Origin of the sequence: Salinicola sp. CPA57 (genome assembly GCF_003206035.1) — a bacterium.
Taxonomy (GTDB): domain Bacteria; phylum Pseudomonadota; class Gammaproteobacteria; order Pseudomonadales; family Halomonadaceae; genus Salinicola; species Salinicola socius.
Genome location: NZ_PZJR01000017.1, coordinates 46,661 through 64,621 on the forward strand (window position 1 = coordinate 46,661; position 17,961 = coordinate 64,621).

Annotated in this window: 16 protein-coding genes; 12 read left to right on the forward strand and 4 right to left on the reverse strand. The window is 63.2% G+C overall.

Annotated elements, in window-relative coordinates:
* Positions 1-205: 205 nt before the first annotated feature.
* Positions 206-739 (forward strand): lactoylglutathione lyase, encoded by a 534-nt coding sequence (gene gloA / locus DOM36_RS17820; RefSeq protein WP_110643904.1) that lies wholly within the window; start codon positions 206-208, stop codon positions 737-739.
* Here the strand turns inward: gloA and DOM36_RS17825 are convergent.
* On the reverse strand, positions 736-1,992 hold the full coding sequence (locus DOM36_RS17825; protein ID WP_198651326.1) for an alpha-hydroxy acid oxidase: 1,257 nt from the start codon (positions 1,990-1,992) through the stop codon (positions 736-738). The genes gloA and DOM36_RS17825 overlap by 4 nt on opposite strands.
* A gap of 249 nt (positions 1,993-2,241) precedes the next feature.
* Between DOM36_RS17825 and DOM36_RS17830 the strand changes: the two genes are divergently transcribed.
* Both DOM36_RS17830 and DOM36_RS17835 read left to right on the forward strand, forming a co-directional pair.
* Positions 2,242-3,894: a glucan biosynthesis protein D gene (locus tag DOM36_RS17830; protein ID WP_075569828.1), complete on the forward strand. Its 1,653-nt coding sequence runs from the start codon at positions 2,242-2,244 to the stop codon at positions 3,892-3,894.
* Positions 3,895-4,082: 188 nt separating this feature from the next.
* Positions 4,083-5,444, forward strand: coding sequence for a Na+/H+ antiporter family protein (locus DOM36_RS17835; protein WP_075569827.1), 1,362 nt, complete (start codon positions 4,083-4,085; stop codon positions 5,442-5,444).
* 15 nt (positions 5,445-5,459) lie between these two features.
* On the opposite strand, the gene DOM36_RS17840 is transcribed toward DOM36_RS17835, so the two are convergent.
* Positions 5,460-6,365: a polysaccharide deacetylase family protein gene (locus DOM36_RS17840; protein ID WP_110643905.1), complete on the reverse strand. Its 906-nt coding sequence runs from the start codon at positions 6,363-6,365 to the stop codon at positions 5,460-5,462.
* Between the two features lie 119 nt (positions 6,366-6,484).
* Here DOM36_RS17840 and DOM36_RS17845 point away from each other — a divergent pair, with 119 nt between their 5' ends.
* The 7 genes from DOM36_RS17845 to DOM36_RS17875 all read left to right on the forward strand — a co-directional run bounded on the left by DOM36_RS17845 (position 6,485) and on the right by DOM36_RS17875 (position 13,377).
* Complete coding sequence (locus DOM36_RS17845; RefSeq protein WP_075569825.1) at positions 6,485-7,630, forward strand: M42 family metallopeptidase; 1,146 nt, start codon at positions 6,485-6,487, stop codon at positions 7,628-7,630.
* Positions 7,631-7,968: 338 nt separating this feature from the next.
* Positions 7,969-8,970, forward strand: a complete 1,002-nt coding sequence (locus DOM36_RS17850; protein WP_110643906.1) for a TRAP transporter substrate-binding protein — start codon at positions 7,969-7,971, stop codon at positions 8,968-8,970.
* A gap of 78 nt (positions 8,971-9,048) precedes the next feature.
* On the forward strand, positions 9,049-9,588 hold the full coding sequence (locus DOM36_RS17855) for a TRAP transporter small permease (RefSeq protein ID WP_110643907.1): 540 nt from the start codon (positions 9,049-9,051) through the stop codon (positions 9,586-9,588).
* Positions 9,585-10,889, forward strand: coding sequence for a TRAP transporter large permease subunit (locus tag DOM36_RS17860; RefSeq protein ID WP_110643908.1), 1,305 nt, complete (start codon positions 9,585-9,587; stop codon positions 10,887-10,889). Before DOM36_RS17855 ends, DOM36_RS17860 begins: the two co-directional genes overlap by 4 nt.
* A gap of 38 nt (positions 10,890-10,927) precedes the next feature.
* On the forward strand, positions 10,928-11,662 hold the full coding sequence (pxpB, locus tag DOM36_RS17865) for a 5-oxoprolinase subunit PxpB (protein ID WP_198651327.1): 735 nt from the start codon (positions 10,928-10,930) through the stop codon (positions 11,660-11,662).
* Positions 11,659-12,642 carry a biotin-dependent carboxyltransferase family protein gene (locus DOM36_RS17870; protein WP_110643910.1) on the forward strand — a complete coding sequence of 328 codons (984 nt, stop codon included), beginning with the start codon at positions 11,659-11,661 and terminating at the stop codon, positions 12,640-12,642. Before pxpB ends, DOM36_RS17870 begins: the two co-directional genes overlap by 4 nt.
* 57 nt (positions 12,643-12,699) lie before the next feature.
* Complete coding sequence (locus tag DOM36_RS17875) at positions 12,700-13,377, forward strand: GntR family transcriptional regulator (protein WP_110643911.1); 678 nt, start codon at positions 12,700-12,702, stop codon at positions 13,375-13,377.
* A 43-nt stretch (positions 13,378-13,420) separates the two neighbouring features.
* On the opposite strand, the gene DOM36_RS17880 is transcribed toward DOM36_RS17875, so the two are convergent.
* Entirely contained in the window at positions 13,421-14,689 is a 1,269-nt protein-coding gene (locus DOM36_RS17880) for a Zn-dependent hydrolase (RefSeq protein WP_110643912.1), read from the reverse strand.
* Positions 14,690-14,738: 49 nt separating this feature from the next.
* Positions 14,739-15,722, reverse strand: coding sequence for a hydroxyacid dehydrogenase (locus DOM36_RS17885; protein WP_110643913.1), 984 nt, complete (start codon positions 15,720-15,722; stop codon positions 14,739-14,741).
* A gap of 196 nt (positions 15,723-15,918) precedes the next feature.
* On the opposite strand from DOM36_RS17885, the gene DOM36_RS17890 reads away from it, so the two are divergent.
* Both DOM36_RS17890 and DOM36_RS17895 read left to right on the forward strand, forming a co-directional pair.
* On the forward strand, positions 15,919-16,710 hold the full coding sequence (locus DOM36_RS17890) for a 5-oxoprolinase subunit PxpA (RefSeq protein ID WP_232823916.1): 792 nt from the start codon (positions 15,919-15,921) through the stop codon (positions 16,708-16,710).
* The gene (locus DOM36_RS17895; RefSeq protein ID WP_110643915.1) at positions 16,707-17,909 is read left to right on the forward strand and encodes a pyridoxal phosphate-dependent aminotransferase; all 1,203 of its coding nucleotides are present in this window, start codon (positions 16,707-16,709) and stop codon (positions 17,907-17,909) included. The genes DOM36_RS17890 and DOM36_RS17895 overlap by 4 nt, the downstream gene beginning before the upstream one ends.
* The last annotated feature ends 52 nt before the right edge of the window (positions 17,910-17,961 follow it).

Here is a 17,961-nt window from a genome sequence, read left to right on the forward strand (position 1 = left end):
TTTGCCGGTTTCAACCGAGTGTAGAGCAGAGTCCGGGTCGCGCAAAGTCGTTGGCCGGATCCGACGCCGACATGGCAGGCATCGACGCCGACGCTTGTGACGGCCGGCCGGTGCCCTCATCCTTCCCATCGATGCCTTCACTCACGACGCCGTCATCATCCCTCTCTTCAGTCCGTCTTTTCATCGTCAACCCAAGGAGTCTTCCATGACTATCGCCGAAGATCAGGTTGCCGGCGTGCAGGCCGCGCCGACGGAAACCCGAGGATTCGTGTTCAATCACACCATGTTGCGGGCCAAGGACCCAGAGGTGTCGCTCGCGTTCTATACCCGCGTGTTCGGCATGCGCCTGCTGCGCAAGCTCGATTTCCCCGAGATGCAGTTCACGCTCTATTTCCTGGCGCGGGTCGACGACGAAAGCGCCATCCCCGAGGACGACGGCGAGCGTACCGCCTACACCTTTGCCCAGAAGGGCGTGCTGGAACTGACCCATAACTGGGGCAGCGAAGACGATCCGGCACTGCAATATCACGACGGCAACGCCGAGCCCCAGGGTTTCGGACATATCTGCTTTTCGGTGCCGGATCTGGCAGCGGCAGAGCAGTGGTTCGGCGCCAACGCCGTCGAATTCAAGAAGCGTTCGGATCAGGGCAAGATGAAAAACGTGATCTTCGTCAAGGATCCCGACGGTTACTGGATCGAAGTCGTCCAGCCCTCGCTGTCGAAAGGGCTGGGAAGCTAGGGCATATCCCCCGGCGTCTCTCCACCCGGCAAGGCGTCGCTCGGGCGTTGGGGTGAGTCGCCTTGGGTCGACGCATAGGGTGAGCGGCGCAGACAGCTGGCATCGAGCTGCCCAAGCGTTGGCCGGCCGAGCTGGGCCATCACGTTGTGCAGCTGATCCTTGAGCAGATCGATGGCGTGGGCCGCGCCCGCTTCGCCGCCGAGCGCCAGGCCGTAGAGCGTGGCGCGTCCGCACAGCACGCCCTCGGCGCCCAGCGCGACCGCCTTGGCGATGTCGCTGCCGCGTCGAACGCCGCTATCCAGCAGCACGTGCATCGAATCGCCCACCGCGTCGACCACTTCGGGCAGGGCGTCCAGGGTCGCCGGGGCGCCGTCGAGCTGGCGTCCACCATGGTTGGTGACGACCACGCCGTCGGCGCCGATGCGTTTCGCCTCGCGCGCATCCTCGGCGTTGAGAATTCCCTTGATCAGCAGCTTGCCGGGCCAGCGCTTGCGGATATCGGCCAGCACTTCCCAGGTCAGCCGACGCGTCATGCGCTGATTGATATAGCCGGCGGCGCTGCCGGCGCTCTGCTGTTCCCTGGGCAGATATTTCATCAGGTTGCCCAGCGTCGGCAATCCCTGAGGCCAGAGCGCACGATAGGCCCACTGCGGATGCAGACCGGCGTCCAGCAGGTAGGGCCACGCCAGACGCCGCGGGTTGAGATAGCTTCGCGAATCCCACTCCCGACGTCCCAGCACCACGGTGTCCGTGGTGACCATCAGTACTTCGGCGCCGGCGTGTTTCGCCCGCTCGAGCATGTCATTGCGAACCGCTTCGTCGTCCAGCACGTAGAGCTGAAACCAGAGCCTCACCGCTGGCACCGCAGCGGCGATCTGCTCCAGACTGGCGCAGGAGACCGTGCTCAGGGTGAACGGGATGCCGCGACTGGCCGCAGCCTTCGCCAGCGCGATATCGCCGTCCCGCCACAGCATGCCGTTGTAGCCGGTAGGTGCGATCGCCAGGGGCAGTTCGGCGGGGCCATCCAGCAGCCGGGTGCGGCTGTTTCGGGTTTCGACATCGATCAGGGTGCGCGGCTGCCAGCCCCAGGCTGCGAAGGCACGGCGGTTGTCGCCGAGGGTGATCTCGTCTTCCGAGCCGCCGTGGACATACTCCCAGGCGAAGGCGGGAAGACGCTGGCGCGCCATCCAGGCGAGTTCATCGATACTGTGGGCGCGGCGCCAGGAATAGTGCGAGGAGTAGCGACGTTTCACGAGACCTCTCGATGTCGGCTGGGGGATCAAAGCGTTCCACTGCGATCGACGTTAGCACGCGTCTCGCCGGTCGACGATGCCACCAAGGGTGGGGTGAGAGGCGTCTCGCGCTTTGCTGACGGTCCGATAACGCTTGGGGAACCCATCCTTTGAGAAAACGTCTGATTCAGGATTCTCCGGGTGCAGCCTGATTCGTGATGATCGGGTATGCTTCCTTCTCGACTGCCGCCACACAAAGGATGGGTGTTCATGGATCGTAGAAGTGTGCTGAAAAGCGCGATTGCGTTGGCTGCCTGGTATGGCCTTCCCTCGGCACCGCTGTTCGCGGCGGCGCGTGCCGCCAGCGATATCGCCGATGGTGAAGCGTCGTCCTTCAGTTTCGATGGGTTGCAGGGCTTTGCCCGGGATCTGGCGGCCAAGGCCTACCAGAGCACTGTCGAAAAACTGCCGCCGACGCTGGCCAATCTGACGCCGCAGCAATACAACGCCATCGGCTACGATCCCGACCATTCGTTGTGGAACAGCATGAATGGGCCGCTCGATATCCAGTTTTTCCATGTCGGCATGGCGTTCAACCAGCCGGTGCGGATGTACTCGATCGATCCCGATACCCAGAAAGCCAAGGAAATCCACTTCCGCCCGGATCTGTTCGACTACTCAAAGGCCGATGTCGACGTCTCCCAGCTCGAAGGGCAGGGCGATCTCGGTTTTGCCGGCTTCCGGGTGTTCAAGGAGCCGTCGCTGACCAAGCGTGACATTGTCTCCTTCCTGGGGGCGAGCTATTTCCGGGCTGTCGATGACACCTATCAGTACGGGCTCTCCGCCCGCGGCGTGACGGTAAATACGTACAGCGACGGCAAGACCGAGGAGTTCCCGGCGTTCACCCGCTTCTGGTTCGAGACGCCGAAGCCCGGTGAGACCACGTTCACTGCCTATGCGCTGCTGGATTCCCCGAGTCTGGCGGGCGCCTATCGCTTCGTGATCCATTGCGAAGACGAGCGCGTGGTGATGGACATCGACAAGTATCTTTATCCGCGCGAGTCGATCGCCCAGCTCGGCATCACGCCGATGACCAGCATGTTCAGCTGCGGCACGCAGCAGCGCGACATGTGCCTGACCTTCCACCCGCAGATCCACGACTCCGACCGGCTGTCGATGTGGCTCGGCAATGGCGAGTGGGTGTGTCGCCCGCTCAACAATCCGCCGCGGGTCCAGTTCAACACCTTCGGTGACGACAATCCCAAGGGCTTCGGGCTGCTGCAGACGGATCACGACTTCAGCCACTACGAAGATATCGTCGGCAACTACCACAAGCGCCCCAGCCTGTGGGTCGAACCGAAAGGGCAATGGGGCAAGGGCGAGATCCAGATGCTCGAAATCCCCACGACCGGGGAGACCATGGATAACGTGGTGGCGTTCTGGAAACCCGAGCAGGCGATCGAGCCGGGCCAGGAACTCAATTACGGCTACAAGCTCTACTGGAGCGCGCAACCGCCGGTCAAGCCCGATCTGGCTCGTGTGCGCAAGACGTTCACCGGCATCGGCGGTTTCCCCGAAGGGTGGGCGCCGGGCGAGCACTATCCGAAGGTCTGGGCCAAACGCATTGCGGTGGATTTCATCGGCGGTGAGCTCAAGCACTTCTACGACAACGACATCGATATCAAGACCCAGCTCGACGTACCCGAAGGCGAGGTCAAGCAGCTCGATATTCTGTGGATCGAGGAGATCCAGGGTTTCCGTATCCAGTTCGACTGGTACCCGGTCAGCGATTCCACCGATCCGATCAACATGCGTCTGAATCTCGTCGCCGACAACAAGACGGTGAGCGAAACCTGGCTGTTCCAGTACTTCCCGACACCGCCGGAAGAACGGGAGTATCCCAAGCACCCTGCAGCAGTCTAGGTGCTGATTGGTAGACGATGCCCAATCGGATCACGAACGGGGCGGCCAGTTGGCCGCCCCGTTTCGTTTGCGGCAATCCGCTTTTTCCGAATTTCTCTGGCGTTCATCGACTGGGTCGATATCATCGTCGGCTTCGTCTGGCGGCAAGGCTCGGCAGACAGGGTTCACGGTTTGAAAAGAGGCGATACATGAATGCTGTGGTGCTGGCCATTCTGATCATGGTCACGTTGAGTCTGGCGCGGGTTTCGGTGGTGTTTGCATTGATCGTCGCAGCGCTCGCGGGCGGGCTCTATGCGGGAATGCCGCTGGACGGGATTCTCGACGCTTTCAACGGCGGACTGGGCAACGGCGCCACGGTGGCGATCTCCTACGCGGTGCTGGGGGCTTTCGCGGTGGCGCTGTCACGCTCGGGCATCACCCAGGCGCTGGCTCGACGCGCCGTTCAGCGATTTCATCTCGAAGGCGCCGGCAAGCGCCAGCGTCGCGTGGTGCTGGCGCTGTTGGGCTGTCTGCTGCTGGCGGCGATCAGTTCCCAGAACCTGATCCCGGTGCACATCGCCTTCATTCCGATCCTGGTGCCGCCGCTGCTGACGCTGATGAACCGGCTCAAGCTCGATCGTCGCGCCGTGGCCTGCGTGATCACCTTCGGCATCACCGCCCCCTACATGCTGCTGCCGGTGGGGTTCGGGGCGATCTTTCTCAACGATATTCTGCTCGGCAATCTCAACGCCAGCGGCGCGGAGTTCGGACTTCGGATCGAAGCGGCTCAGGTGCCGCTGGCCATGGCGATGCCGATCGGCGGCATGGCGCTGGGTCTCGTCGTTGCCGTCTTTTTCAGCTACCGCCGCCAACGACGCTATGAAGATCGGGCGCTGGTGGGGCAACGGGAGGATGACGAGTCCGCGCCGGCCGCCGACGCCGATGGGCGCCTGCGTGGCTGGCAGAAGGTCGTGCTGGCCGCCTCCCTGATCGGCACGGTGGTCGTTCAGCTGCTGACGGATTCGATGGTGCTGGGCGGGCTGTTCGGCTTCGCGCTGCTGTCGGTCAGCGGCGTGTTTCGGTGGCGAGAGCAGGATGACGTCTTTACCGAAGGCATGCGGATGATGGCGCAGGTCGGCTTCATCATGATCGCGGCGGCCGGGTTCGCCGGGGTGATGCAAGCGACCGGCTCGGTGGATAGCCTGGTGTCGAGCTCCGCGGCGATGATCGGCGATCACAAGGGCCTGGCGGCACTGATCATGCTGCTCGTCGGCCTGTTCATCACCATGGGCATCGGCTCGTCGTTCTCGACGATTCCCATCATCGCGTCGCTCTATGTGCCGCTGGCCCTGAGCTTCGGCTTTTCGCCACTGGCGACCACCGCGCTGGTCGGCACGGCGGCGGCATTGGGCGATGCCGGCTCGCCGGCCTCGGATTCCACCCTGGGTCCGACTGCCGGGCTCAACGCCGACGGCCAGCACGACCATATCTGGGACAGCGTGGTGCCGACCTTTCTGCATTACAACGTGCCGCTGCTGATCTTCGGCTGGATCGCGGCAATGACGCTCTAGTCGGGCAGGAGACGGTTACCGGTCGAGGCGCGACCGAGCCGAGACGTGTCGCGCGATCGCCCCGGGGGTCGTCCACCAAACCCGCTCGGCCTCGCGGTAGTCGGCCAGCTCGGCGAGCACCTCGCGCAACTGGCGCAGCCGAAACGGTTGCCCCACCAGCCAGGGGTGTAGCGCGATGCCCATCACCAGCGGCTGATGACGTGACTGCTCGCGAAGCTCGTGGAACTGGTCGTGGATCATGGACGCGAATTCGGCCATGCCGACCCGATGGGTGGAAATGGTGGGAATGTCGTTGAGCTCCTGCGGATAGGGGATCGACCACAGGTCGCCGTGAGTCGTCTGCATGGCGATCGGACGATCGTCGTGGGCCCAGTTGAGGGAGTAGCCAAATCCGGCTTCGCGCAGCAGATCGGGCGTCGATTCGCTCTCCGAAATCCATGGCGATAGCCATCCCTCGGGCGCTTGGCCGTAGCGCTCGGCCAGGCGCGTTCGGCAACGGCGGATCAGCTCGCGCTCTTCGTCGATGCCGAGCTGGCCCTGCCGCTCCGCATTGGTGTAGCCGTGGGCGATGATCTCGTCGCCCCGTCCCGCAAAGGCGTCCAGCAGCGCCGGACAGTGATCGAGAATCGCCGTATTGGCGATCACCCCCACCGGCAGGTTCAGCGATTCGAAGAGTTCGAGGCAGCGCCACGCGCCGACCCGGTTGCCATACTCGCGCCAGGCGTAATTGAGTACGTCGGGCTCGCCGGCCGGCGCGGGCGGTGCAATGCCGACACCGCGCCCCTCGCCGAACGCGTAATGCTCCAGATTGAAGCCGATATAGACAGCGAGGTCGGTCTCGCCCGGCCAGCGCCAGCCGTCGCGGTCGGTGATCGGGCGGTAGCCGAAGCGGTGATGGTGGTGTAGCGGTGAAAGCGTCATCCTTGTCTCTCCAAGTCGCGTGAGACCTCTAGCGTAGACACGAACGAGCACCGATGAGGCAATCACGCTTCATAGGCTGCTAAGCTAGAGACACCTTCATGACTCGTTAGGAAAGATGCATGAGCAAGAGCAGCGACAAGAATCCCAAGGCCGCGAAAGTCACCAGGACGACGAAACGGGACACGGCGCCGCTGAGTCCGGATGCGATGACGTTTCTGGAGCGTTACCTTAACAACGCCTCGCCCACCGGCTACGAGTGGGAGGGTCAGAAACTGTGGATGGAGTATCTGCGCCCCTACGTGGATGAGTTCATCACCGACACCTACGGCACCGCCGTCGGCGTGATCAACCCGGGTGCCGAGTACAAGGTGGTGATCGAAGGCCACGCCGACGAGATCTCCTGGTACGTCAACTACATCACCGACAACGGTCTGATCTACGTCATCCGCAACGGCGGCAGCGATCACCAGATCGCGCCGTCCAAGCGCGTCAACATCCATACCGATAATGGCATCGTGCATGGCGTGTTCGGCTGGCCGGCGATCCATACCCGCCGCCAGGGGCCGAAGGAGAAGCCGCCGGAACTCGACAACATCTTCATCGACGTCGGCTGCAGCACCAAGGATGAAGTCGAGGCGCTGGGTGTCCACGTCGGCTGCGTGATCACCTATCCGGACGAATTCTTCGTGCTCAACGGCGACAAGCTGGTCTGCCGGGCGATCGACAACCGCATCGGCGGATTCATGATCGCGGAAGTGGCGCGGCTGCTGAAGGCACGCAAGCAGAAGCTCGATTTCGGCCTCTACATCGTCAACGCGGTGCAGGAAGAAGTGGGCCTGCGCGGGGCGGAGATGATCGCCGAGCGACTCGATCCCAATGTCGCCATCGTCACCGATGTCAGCCACGACACCTCGACGCCGATGATCGAGCCCAAGCGCGAGGGTGCCAACAAGATCGGCGACGGCCCGGTGATCTGCTACGCCCCGGCGATCCAGAACAAGCTGCGCGAGCGGCTGATCAAGGTCGCCACCGAGCAGAAGATCCCGTTTCAGCGCCTGCCGCGTTCGCGGGCCACCGGCACCGATACCGATGCCTTCGCCTACAGCAATTCCGGTGTCGCTTCGGCACTGATCTCGCTGCCGCTGCGCTACATGCACACCACCGTCGAGATGGTCCACAAGCAGGATGTCGAAAACGTGATCGAGCTGATCTATCACACCCTGCTCGACATCAAGCCTGGCGAGACCTTCAGCTACTTCGATTGAGTGGCGTGATGCCGGCCCGGGCCCTAAAGGGCTCGGGCTGGCTTTTCGCGCAACATGCACGAAAGTGCGCACGTCGTTGTGCCAACCGCTTCCAGGCAGCGATCGGCTGGGGTCCGGCCTGACCTGAGTCCCGAACATGGTGCTTCTGTCGCCGGCGGGGCCGGGTCAAACCGAAGCACGATACCGTCGTAGACCAAAGCCTAATTGCAATCGATGAATTGACTTGTCTGGTTTGGTATGCCAAAGATATGCCAGCGCGACGCCACAATACAACCAGTCGCTTCGATCCAGGAAACTGCCCTGAGCAGTCGCCCACAACAACAACTCAGGAGTCGAGCATGAAACCGACCCGTTCTCATCTCGCCGCGCTCTGCACGGTAGCCATTCTCGGTGCCAATGCACTTGGCGCTCAAGCCGCAACCCAGCTGATGATCGTCACGCCCTGGCCGGAAGGAAATTTTCAGGTCAAGACGCTTAACCAGTTTGCCGAGGCGGTGAAGCAAGCGACCGATGGTGAAGTCGAGCTGGACATCCACTCCGGCGGCGATCTCGGCCTGAAAGGCCCGGAGCTGCTTTCGGCCGTGCGCGATGGCATCGTCCAGGGTGCCGACATGCTGCTGACGCAACAGGTCGGTGAAGCGCCACTGCTGGGCATCGAATCGGTACCGTATCTCACCCGTAATGCCGACGACGCGGCGCTGTTGCGAGACACTGCCTGGCCCTACTACGAAGCCATCGCCGCCGAGTACAACCAGAAGTTTCTCTACACCGTGCCCTGGCCGGGGCAGGGCGTCTTCACGCAGGCGCCGGTAGCGACCGTGGAAGATCTCCAGGGCGTCAAGCTGAGGACGGTCGACAAGAACGGCACCGAGTTCTTCGAGGCGCTGGGCGCGTCTCCAATACAGATGCCATGGGGCGAGGTGGTTCCCGCACTGGCCTCTGGTGCGATCGATGGCGTGACCACGTCGACGCCTTCCGGGGTCGATGGCAGCTTCTGGGAGTTCACCGACTACTTCAACAAGCTCGATTGGCAACTAGCGCCTGACGTTGTCTCCCTCAATCTCGATGTCTGGAACTCGCTGACGGACGAGCAGCAGCAAACGATAGAGTCGCTGGCGCAAGAAATGGAACCCGAGTTCCAGCAGATTTCTCAGGACGAGGACAAGCGCAACGCCCAGATTCTCGCCGATCACGGCATTCACATGTCTGCCCCCAGCGATGAACTCTCCCGGCAGCTCACCGAGGCCGCGCAGCCTCAGTGGCAACAATTTCGCGAATCGGCCGGCCCCAAGGCCGACGAGCTGATGACCCGCTATCTCGAGGCGCGCGACGCGAAATAATGCCACTTTCGTCATGACCGGCGGGGGGCGGTATTGCCGCCCGCCGGGGACGTCCGTTCTCTCTGGGGGTTTCGTCCCATGATCTCTCGTTTGTTGCGCCTGAGCGACCGCCTCACCTGGGCGGCTGCGGCGTTTTCCGCGCTGGCCATGGCGCTGCTGTTCATTCTGATGCTGGCGGAAATCGTCTCCCGGAACCTGTTGGGTAAAAGTCTTGGGTTCACCTGGGAAGTCAGCGGCTATCTACTCGGTCTGATCATCTTCATGGCGAGCAGCTGGACGCTGCGTACCGACAAGCACATTCGAATCACTCTGCTGCGCGAGCACTTGCCGAACGGCGGCATGCGCTGGCTGGATCTGCTGGCGACGCTCATCGGCGTGGTCATCGTCGGCTTTTTCACCGCGGCGTTCGTCGGCTTCTGTCTGCAGACCTGGCACAGCGGCACGGTTTCCAGCACGCCGCAGCAGATTCCGTTGATCTATCCGCGCGCGCTGATGGCGTTGGGTCTGGTCGTCTTCACGCTGACACTGATCGTGCGGGCGCTGGTGCTGATCGCTGCCCCCGGATTGCTGGAGCACACCCCCGAGGATTCGGCGATGCCGATGGAAGGTGAGTCATGACCGCGATCATGTTGACAGCGTTCACGCTGCTGGTGGCGCTGCTGGCCAGTGGTGTCTGGGTCGGGCTCGGGCTGGCGGGCGTCGGGATCGTTTCACTGGAGACGTTTCGTGGCTTCATGCCGGTGGAGAAACTGCTCGCGCAGACGGTCTGGAACACCGCCACCAGTGCAGAGCTGGTGGCGCTGCCGCTGTTCATCCTGATGGGAGAACTGCTGTTTCGAAGTCGCCTCACGCAACTGCTGTTCGATGGGCTGGCTCCTTGGGTCGATCGTATTCCCGGCCGGCTTTTACACACCAACGTGCTGGGCTGCACGCTGTTCGCGGCGATCTCCGGCTCCTCCGCGGCAACCACGGCGACGGTCGGCCGCATTACCTCGAACGAGCTGATGCGGCGTGGCTACGATGCGCGTATCGCGGCCGGGTCATTGGCGGGAGCGGGGACGCTCGGCTTTCTGATCCCGCCCAGTACCATCATGATCATTTACGGCGTGCTGGCGCAGGTGTCGATCCTCAAGATGTTCATCGCGGGGATCGTGCCGGGTTTGCTGCTGGCCTTGGCGTTCATGAGTTATCTGGGAGTCTACGCGCTGTCTCGCCCAGGCCAGTTGCCGCCGCGGCAGCGCGGTCTCAAATGGCAGGACTACTTGCGGGCTCTGGCCCAGCTGGGTCCGGTGGCGCTGCTGATCGCGTTTGTCATCGGCAGCATGCTCATCGGTATGGCAACACCGACCGAGGCGGGCGCCGTCGGGGTATTGGGCGCGCTGATCGTCTGCGTGCTGCAGCGCTGCCTGAATTGGAAAAGTCTGTGGAGCGCGCTGATGGGCGCGGCCCAGATCACCTCGATGATCGGTCTGATCATCGTCGGTGCCATGTTTCTGTCGGTGGCCATGGGTTTTCTCAACGTGCCGCGCACCATCGCCGATGCGATCGGCTCGCTGGGGCTGTCCCCACTGGCGCTGGTGGCGATGCTGCTGGTCTTCTACGTGATGCTGGGCATGCTGCTCGAAGGCATGTCGATCATCGTCATGACGCTGCCGATCACGCTGCCGCTGATCATTCAGGCGGGATTCGATCCGATCTGGTTTGGCGTGTTTCTGGTACTGGTGGTGGAGATGGCGCAGATTACACCGCCGGTCGGCTTCAACCTGTTCGTGATCAACGGTATCACGGGGATGAAGATTGGCCAGATTGCACGAGCCGTGCTGCCATTCTTCCTGATCATGGTCGCGTTCACGCTGCTGCTGGCCTTGGTGCCGGAGATCGTGACGTGGTTGCCGGATCATCTACAGACACGCGGTTGAGAACAGATCTTCGATTGCGCTAACAACGAGCTGAAATCGTGACGCCAACCTATCAAATCGTTCCGCTGGCCGATCAGGGCGTGTTGATCGACTGTGGCGAAACCATCGACATCGAGATCAACCGCTGGGTCGATGCGGCGGCGCGCGCCGTGCGTGTCGCCGGGATCGACGGGATCACCGGCATCGTGCCGACTTACCGCTCTCTGGCGATCGAGTACGACAGCGTGATGGTCACCCAGCGCGAGCTGATATCGCGGCTCGAACAACTCGTCGGCGCGTTGCGCGTGAGCCATCGGCGCTGCCGACGCTGGCGGATTCCGGTGACCTATGGTGGCGAGTTCGGCATCGACTTCGACGATTTCGCGCGGCGTCACGGTCTCGACCGCGAGGCACTCATCGCGCTGCACACGACGCCGGATTACCGCATCTTCATGATTGGCTTCATGCCCGGCTTCGCTTATCTGGGTGGCCTGAATGCCTGCCTCCACACACCGCGCCGCGACTCGCCCCGCACGCAAACGCCCGCCGGCAGTGTCAGCGTCGGCGGACAGCAGACAGCCGTCTCTTCCGTCGAAGCGCCAAGCGGCTGGCATCTTCTAGGCCGCACGCCGGTTCGTACCTTCGCTCCAGAGCGGCAGACCCCGGTACTCATGGAAGCGGGGGACAGTATCCGCTTCGAACCCATCGATAGTGAGCGCTTCACGGCACTTCGGAACGACCGCGACTGGCTGCCCGAGTGGGAGTGGATCGATGACGGCAGGCCGAGCCCATGAGTGACGATCGCGATAAGGCTGACGTGGCGTTCCGGGTCGCGTCACCCGGGATGATGACCACATTGCAGGACGGCGGGCGCCATGGTCAGGGGCACCTGGGCGTACCCCCGTCGGGAGCACTCGATACCATGAGCCTGGGGCTGGCCAACGCGCTGGTAGGCAACGTTTCGGAGGACGCTCCCCAGGCATCCGGTTCGCTGGAAATTACCTTGATGGGGCCGCGATTGCGGCTCGTGGGTGGCGACTGCGTGGTCGCGATCACCGGGGATGCGAAAATCACGGTCAACGATCGCCCTGTGGAGACGTTTCGCGCGCTAGCACTGCGCGAGGGTGACGAGTTGCAGATCCATCGCGTGCTCTCTGGCGCCCGGGCCTATCTGGCGGTGGGCGGTGGCTTTGCCGCGACGCCGTTTCTCGGTAGCGTATCGACGTTGGCGCGGGCCGGTGTCGGCGGCTTCGATGGCCGCGCTCTGAGGGCCGGTGATCGGCTGCCGCTACGTAACGCTGCCCGCGGTCAGGAGTGTGCGGGGCGGGTGGGGGAGCCGCATCTTCCGCAACGTGAAAAGCGGCCGATTCGCGTCGGGCTCGGCCCCCAGTCAGACTTCTTCAGCCGTGCCAAGATCGCCCGCTTCTTCTCGGCCGAGTGGACGATCTCTGCACTCGCTGATCGTATGGGCTATCGCCTGACGGGCCCCGCGCTCGCCAGCGCTCGCGGTCATAATATCGTCTCCGATGCACTGATGACCGGCAGTATTCAGATTCCCGGCGACGGCCAACCGATCATTGCCATGAACGATCGTGGCACTACCGGCGGTTATCCCAAGATTGCCACGGTGATTCGGGCGGATCTGGCGCGGCTCGGCCAGATGAAACCGGGAGATCGGCTACGGTTCGAAGCGATCGATCCCGCTCATGCCGAACACTTGTGGCGCGGACGGCAGGAGGCATTTCGGGCCTACCTGGCGCGACTTGCAATCTGAGTTACGTATACTCGAACCTCAACGACGTTAACCATTCACTGGCAGGGAATCGCGGCAATGCAAACGCTGGATATCGACCGCATACTGCAGGGAACGCGCATACAGAGTCTGGCGGGGCAAGCGTATCAGCAGCTGTTCGAGATGATCCAGCTAGGGCGTCTGCCTGCCGGCACGCTACTCCAGGAGCGCAGTCTGGCGGAGGCGCTGAACATTTCTCGTACACCGGTGCGAGAAGCGCTGAGCCGGCTGGAGCACGAGGGCTTTGCGATCCGCGTGGCGCGAGGCCAGCTGGCGGTCAAGGCGCCGTCGATTCATGAGTACATGGAGATATTGCGCGTGCGTGCGCTGCTCGAAGGCGAATCGGCCTGGCACGCCGCACAACGCCTTGGAGCCGAGGCCATCGAGGTGCTCACACAGCAAGTGACGGCGCTGCTGGAAACGCCGGCCGAGGCGCGTACCTCGGAGCAGTTGCATCGTGTCGACGACGCGCTGCACAACGGCATTGCACTGGCCAGTGACAATCAGTTGCTCGCCCGGATGGTCGCCGACCTGCGCCTGAAGACGCGGGTATTCGATCTGGCGCAGGTACCCGAGCGCTTCGAGCCCGGTTGTCGCGAACACCTCGCCATTCTCGAGCGGCTGCACGAGCGAGATGGTCAGGGCGCCAGGAAGGCGATGGAGACGCACATCGATAATGTGCGGCAGAGCATCATCAGTCGTCTGGCGCATATCTGAACCGAGTGCATATCTGAACCGAATAGTGGCGCCGACCCCGACATCACTCCTGAACCAACGCCACGAGCAGGCGTACGCCCTCGGCGAAATCCTCCAGTCGCATCGCTTCGTTCGGGTTGTGGCTGCCGTTCTGGTTACGAACGAACAGCATCTGCGCAGGCACGCCGGCATTGGCGAAGGTGGCGGCGTCGTGGCCGGCGCCGCTCGGCAGCGTCATGTGCGCCAGATCGATCGCCTCGGCCAGGATCTGGCACCGTTCGGTCAAGGCTGGGCTCATGGGCGCCGGGGTGCTGCCAGTTCGGACACCGAAGTCGAAGCGCACGCCGCGCTCGGCTTCAAGATGCCTGGCGCTGGCGAACAGCCTATGCTCCAGGCGTTCGAGGGTTTGCGGGCACTCGCTGCGGACATCGAGACAGAAGCCGATCTCGCCGGGAATCTTGCTGAACGCATGCTGAGCCGGTGGCGTCGCGATTTGGCCCACGGTGACGGTCGCTGAGAAGCCCTCGGCTTCCAGTGCGCTCCACTCGTGTTCCAGTGCTGTCGCCAGCGCGCAGAATGCCATCAGTGCGTCATGGCGATGCGCCCTGGCAACGGCGCCGGAGTGTCCCCACTCGCCGAGACAGCGCGCCTGGCGATAGCGGAAACTACCCGCAATGCCGGTGACGATACCGATGGGGATTCCGGCGTGTTCGAGCGTCGGTCCCTGTTCGATATGCAACTCGAGCATGGCATGAAGCCTGTCGAGATCGAGCCAGGCATCGCCCGCCGCCACGGCCTCGGGGTCGCCACCGCAGTCGCGCAGGTGTTCGGCCAGCGAGCGGCCGGTATCCGCCCGCGGTAACGACAGCGTCGTTGCATCGAGACGACCCAGAGCGGCGCGGCTACCGATGTAGGAGGCCGGAAACCAGGTGCTCTCCTCGGCGCGAAAGGCCGCGACGATCATGTCTCGCCGGGGCGTGATGCCGGTCGCTTGGAGTCTGGAGACGACCGTCAGCCCGGCGATCACACCGGCGGCGCCATCATAGTTGCCGCCTTGAGGCACGGAGTCGAGATGCGAGCCGATCAGCCACGCAGGTAGCGTCGGATCGCTACCGGGGAGGCGTGCGAAGTGATTGCCGGCGGCATCCTGGTGAAGTTCGAGCCCCAACGACTTCGCGGCTTCGATGAACCGTTCATGAGCGCGCTGTTCGCCGGGCCCGTACGCATCGCGCGTGATTCCAACCTCGTCGGCATAGGGCGCGGCCAGATCGGCAAACAGCCGTTCGGCCAGTGCCATATTGGCAACGTCTGCAGCGATCGGTGTCTGTTTCATGGGACGCTTCGGCCGTTGGGAGCGCCGTGGTTCGGAAGATCGTCTCGGCTCATGAGTTCACCTGGGCGGTCCATGCCGCGGGGTTGAGCACCTGAGCCGGGGTCTGTCCACGGCTGACATCGATGATATGCCTAGCCACGGCACGCGCCGTGCGCGACATGCTGGCGGCGGTGGAACCGCCGTTGTGAGGCGAGACCACCACACTGTCGAGCGCCAGCAGCGGATGATCGTAAGGCATCGGCTCCAGGGCAAAGACATCCAACCCGGCCCCGGCCAGCCGACCTTCGGCCAGAGCTTCGGCCAGGGCGATCTCGTCGACCGTGCCACCGCGTCCGGTATTGATCAATAGCGCCGAGGGTTTCATCCGAGCCAGCGCCTCGCGCCCGATCAGGTTACGGGTTCTTTCGTTGAGGCCGACGTGCACCGAGACGACATCCGCGCGAGTCAGTAGCGCTTCCAGCGAGTCCACTCGCTCGGCATCGACGTCGGCGAGCGCAGCGTCCGGCGCGTTAGGAGAGTAGGTGATCACGCGCATGCCCAGACCCTTGGCCATTCGCGCGGCACGTCGGCCGATATTGCCGAAACCGACCACGCCGAACGTCAGTCCGGCCAGCTCGATCATCGGTACGCTGTACTTGAACGCGAAGAAATCGCCTTCGCGCACGGTTCGATCGGCCAGCGGGACACGTCTGGCAACGGCGAACATCAGCGCGATGGCTTGCTCGGCGACGGCCTGGGCATTGCTTCCGGGCGTGTTGGCGACGATCACGCCGTGATCGGTGGCGGCGGCGATGTCGATCGCGTTGACCCCGACACCATGCACGCCGATAACGCCGAGTCTCGGCGCCTGGTCTAGCATCGCGCGGTTGACCTCGGCGCCACGCACGATCAGCGCATCGGCGTCACCCAGGATCGCGCTCAGCGTCGCTGGATCAGCGGCGGGTGCATCGATCACGGAAATACCCGCTTCGTGCAGTAGCTCGATACCATCTCGATGGATGGGCTGGGCGATGACGCAAGTAAAGGCGGTCAAGCGAAACTCCTCGAATTGCTATTGGACGAATCGAAACGCAACAGCGTGAATCCCGATTCCACGATGACGTTTATCCTAGTATGAACGTAGTGCATACTATTGGTATACCACGAGATGAAGCCACTCGATATCTGCGAGAAGAACTCGTGTGATGCCCTTTCAATAACAATATCCGGAGAGCGAGATGAGTACCTGCGTGGATTTGAACTGTGACATGGGCGAGAGCTTCGCCGCCTGGCGTATGGGCGACGATCTCGCGATGCTCGATATCGTGACCACCGCCAATATCGCCTGCGGCTTTCATGCCGGCGACCCGATGGTGATGCACGAAACATTGAGTCAGGCCCGGGAACGAGGCGTGCAGGTCGGCGCGCATCCGAGTTTCATGGATCTGGTCGGGTTCGGACGTCGCCGCATCGAGGGCGAAAGCCTGGCGGACCTGGAAAAGCAGCTGATCTACCAGATCGGCGCCATCCGCACCATGGCTGAGGTCGTGGGCCACCCCATTCGCCACGTCAAGACACATGGGGCGCTCGGCAACATGGCGGCCGAGGATCGGGAGATGTCACTTGCCGTCTCGCGGGCGATCGCCGCGGTCGATCCTGGCCTGATTCATCTTGCCATGCCGGGCATGCAGACCTCGCTCGCCGCCCAGGAACTAGGGCTCAGGGTGGGTAATGAAGTCTTCGCCGACCGCGCCTATGCCGACAATGGCAACCTGCTCTCGCGCAAGTTGCCTGGTGCGGTGATTCACGATCCCGAAGTGGCGGCCGATCGCGTACTGCGCATGATCGAAGAGCAAGCCGTCACCACGGTTTCCGGTAAGCGCATCGCGCTCGCCATCGACAGTGTCTGCGTGCATGGCGACACGCCCGGTGCCGTCGAGATGGCGGCAGTACTTCGGCGTCGGCTCGAGACTGCCTGTATCGAGATTCGACCGATGGCCGACATTGTTGCGTCGCGTGCATCGTCAGGAATTCAACAATGACCAGATTGGCCCAGCGTTTGTCCGTCGTTCAGCCCTCGGCGTCCATCGAAATCAGCGGTCTTGCCGCGAAGATGCGCGCAGAGGGCATCGATGTGGTCTCGCTTTCCCAGGGCGAGCCGGATTTCGAGACCCCCGCCGCCATTCGCGAAGCTGCCAAGGCGGCGCTCGACGCCGGCGCGACTCGCTACACCGACGTTGACGGTACCCCGGCGCTCAAGCAGGCGATCGTCGAGAAGTTCCGCCGCGATAACGGGCTCGCGTATCAAACCGACGAAATCAGTGTCGGCGCAGGCGGCAAGCAGGTGATCTTCAATGCATTGATGGCGCTGGTCGATCCGGGCGACGAGGTTATCTTCGCCGCACCACACTGGGTCTCGTATCCCGACATGGTGCGTCTGGCCGGCGGTACGCCAGTGGCGGTTCGATGTCCGGCGGAGAGTGGCTTCAAGCTGACGCCCGCGAAGCTCGAGGACGCGATCACGCCGAGAACGCGTGTGCTGATCCTCAATTCCCCCGGAAACCCCACCGGTGCCGGTTATACCCGTGACGAACTCGTCGCGCTGGCGGCGATGCTGCTGGATCATCCCGATATCGTCGTGCTGACCGACGACATCTACGAATATCTCGTCTACGACGATTTCGAGTTCTGCACCTTGGCCGAGGTTGAACCGCGCCTGAAGTCGCGCACGTTGACCATCAACGGCGTTTCCAAGGGCCATGCGATGACCGGCTGGCGGATCGGCTTCGGCGCCGGGCCGGCGGATCTGATCAAGGCCATGGCGGTGATGCAGTCTCAGACCACGTCTAACCCGGCGTCCGTCTCCCAGGCGGCGGCGGTCGTCGCATTGGGTCAGCCACTCGACGATATTCGCGCCCGCAACGTGATCTTTGCCGAGCGTCGCGACCTCTGTTTCGACGCGCTCAACGCCACCCGCGGGTTGACGTGCCGGATGCCGGAAGGGGCGTTCTATCTGTTCCCCAACTGCGAAGGACTGCTGGGTCGCCGGACGCCGACCGGCGAGACGATCGAAGACGATAAGGCACTGGCGCGGTATCTGCTCACCGCCGCACGGGTCGCGGTGGTGCCGGGCAGTGCCTTCGGCCTGCCGGGGCATTTCCGTATCTCGTTCGCCTCCGACACCGAGCGCCTGCTGGAAGCGTGTCGCCGGATCGACGAGGCGTGTCTGGCGCTGCAATAAGCACGGACGACAGCGATCTCCAGAGGTAGGGGGCTCGGTACTCACGAAAGCG

Bases quoted from the DNA above. Each gene is read 5' to 3' on its own strand.
- gloA (WP_110643904.1), top strand. From the start codon at position 206: ATGACTATCGCCGAAGATCAGGTTGCCGGCGTGCAGGCCGCGCCGACG.
- DOM36_RS17830 (WP_075569828.1), top strand. From the start codon at position 2,242: ATGGATCGTAGAAGTGTGCTGAAAAGCGCGATTGCGTTGGCTGCCTGG.
- DOM36_RS17835 (WP_075569827.1), top strand. From the start codon at position 4,083: ATGAATGCTGTGGTGCTGGCCATTCTGATCATGGTCACGTTGAGTCTG.
- DOM36_RS17840 (WP_110643905.1), bottom strand. From the start codon at position 6,365: ATGACGCTTTCACCGCTACACCACCATCACCGCTTCGGCTACCGCCCG.
- DOM36_RS17845 (WP_075569825.1), top strand. From the start codon at position 6,485: ATGAGCAAGAGCAGCGACAAGAATCCCAAGGCCGCGAAAGTCACCAGG.
- DOM36_RS17850 (WP_110643906.1), top strand. From the start codon at position 7,969: ATGAAACCGACCCGTTCTCATCTCGCCGCGCTCTGCACGGTAGCCATT.
- DOM36_RS17855 (WP_110643907.1), top strand. From the start codon at position 9,049: ATGATCTCTCGTTTGTTGCGCCTGAGCGACCGCCTCACCTGGGCGGCT.
- DOM36_RS17860 (WP_110643908.1), top strand. From the start codon at position 9,585: ATGACCGCGATCATGTTGACAGCGTTCACGCTGCTGGTGGCGCTGCTG.
- DOM36_RS17870 (WP_110643910.1), top strand. From the start codon at position 11,659: ATGAGTGACGATCGCGATAAGGCTGACGTGGCGTTCCGGGTCGCGTCA.
- DOM36_RS17875 (WP_110643911.1), top strand. From the start codon at position 12,700: ATGCAAACGCTGGATATCGACCGCATACTGCAGGGAACGCGCATACAG.
- DOM36_RS17880 (WP_110643912.1), bottom strand. From the start codon at position 14,689: ATGAAACAGACACCGATCGCTGCAGACGTTGCCAATATGGCACTGGCC.
- DOM36_RS17895 (WP_110643915.1), top strand. From the start codon at position 16,707: ATGACCAGATTGGCCCAGCGTTTGTCCGTCGTTCAGCCCTCGGCGTCC.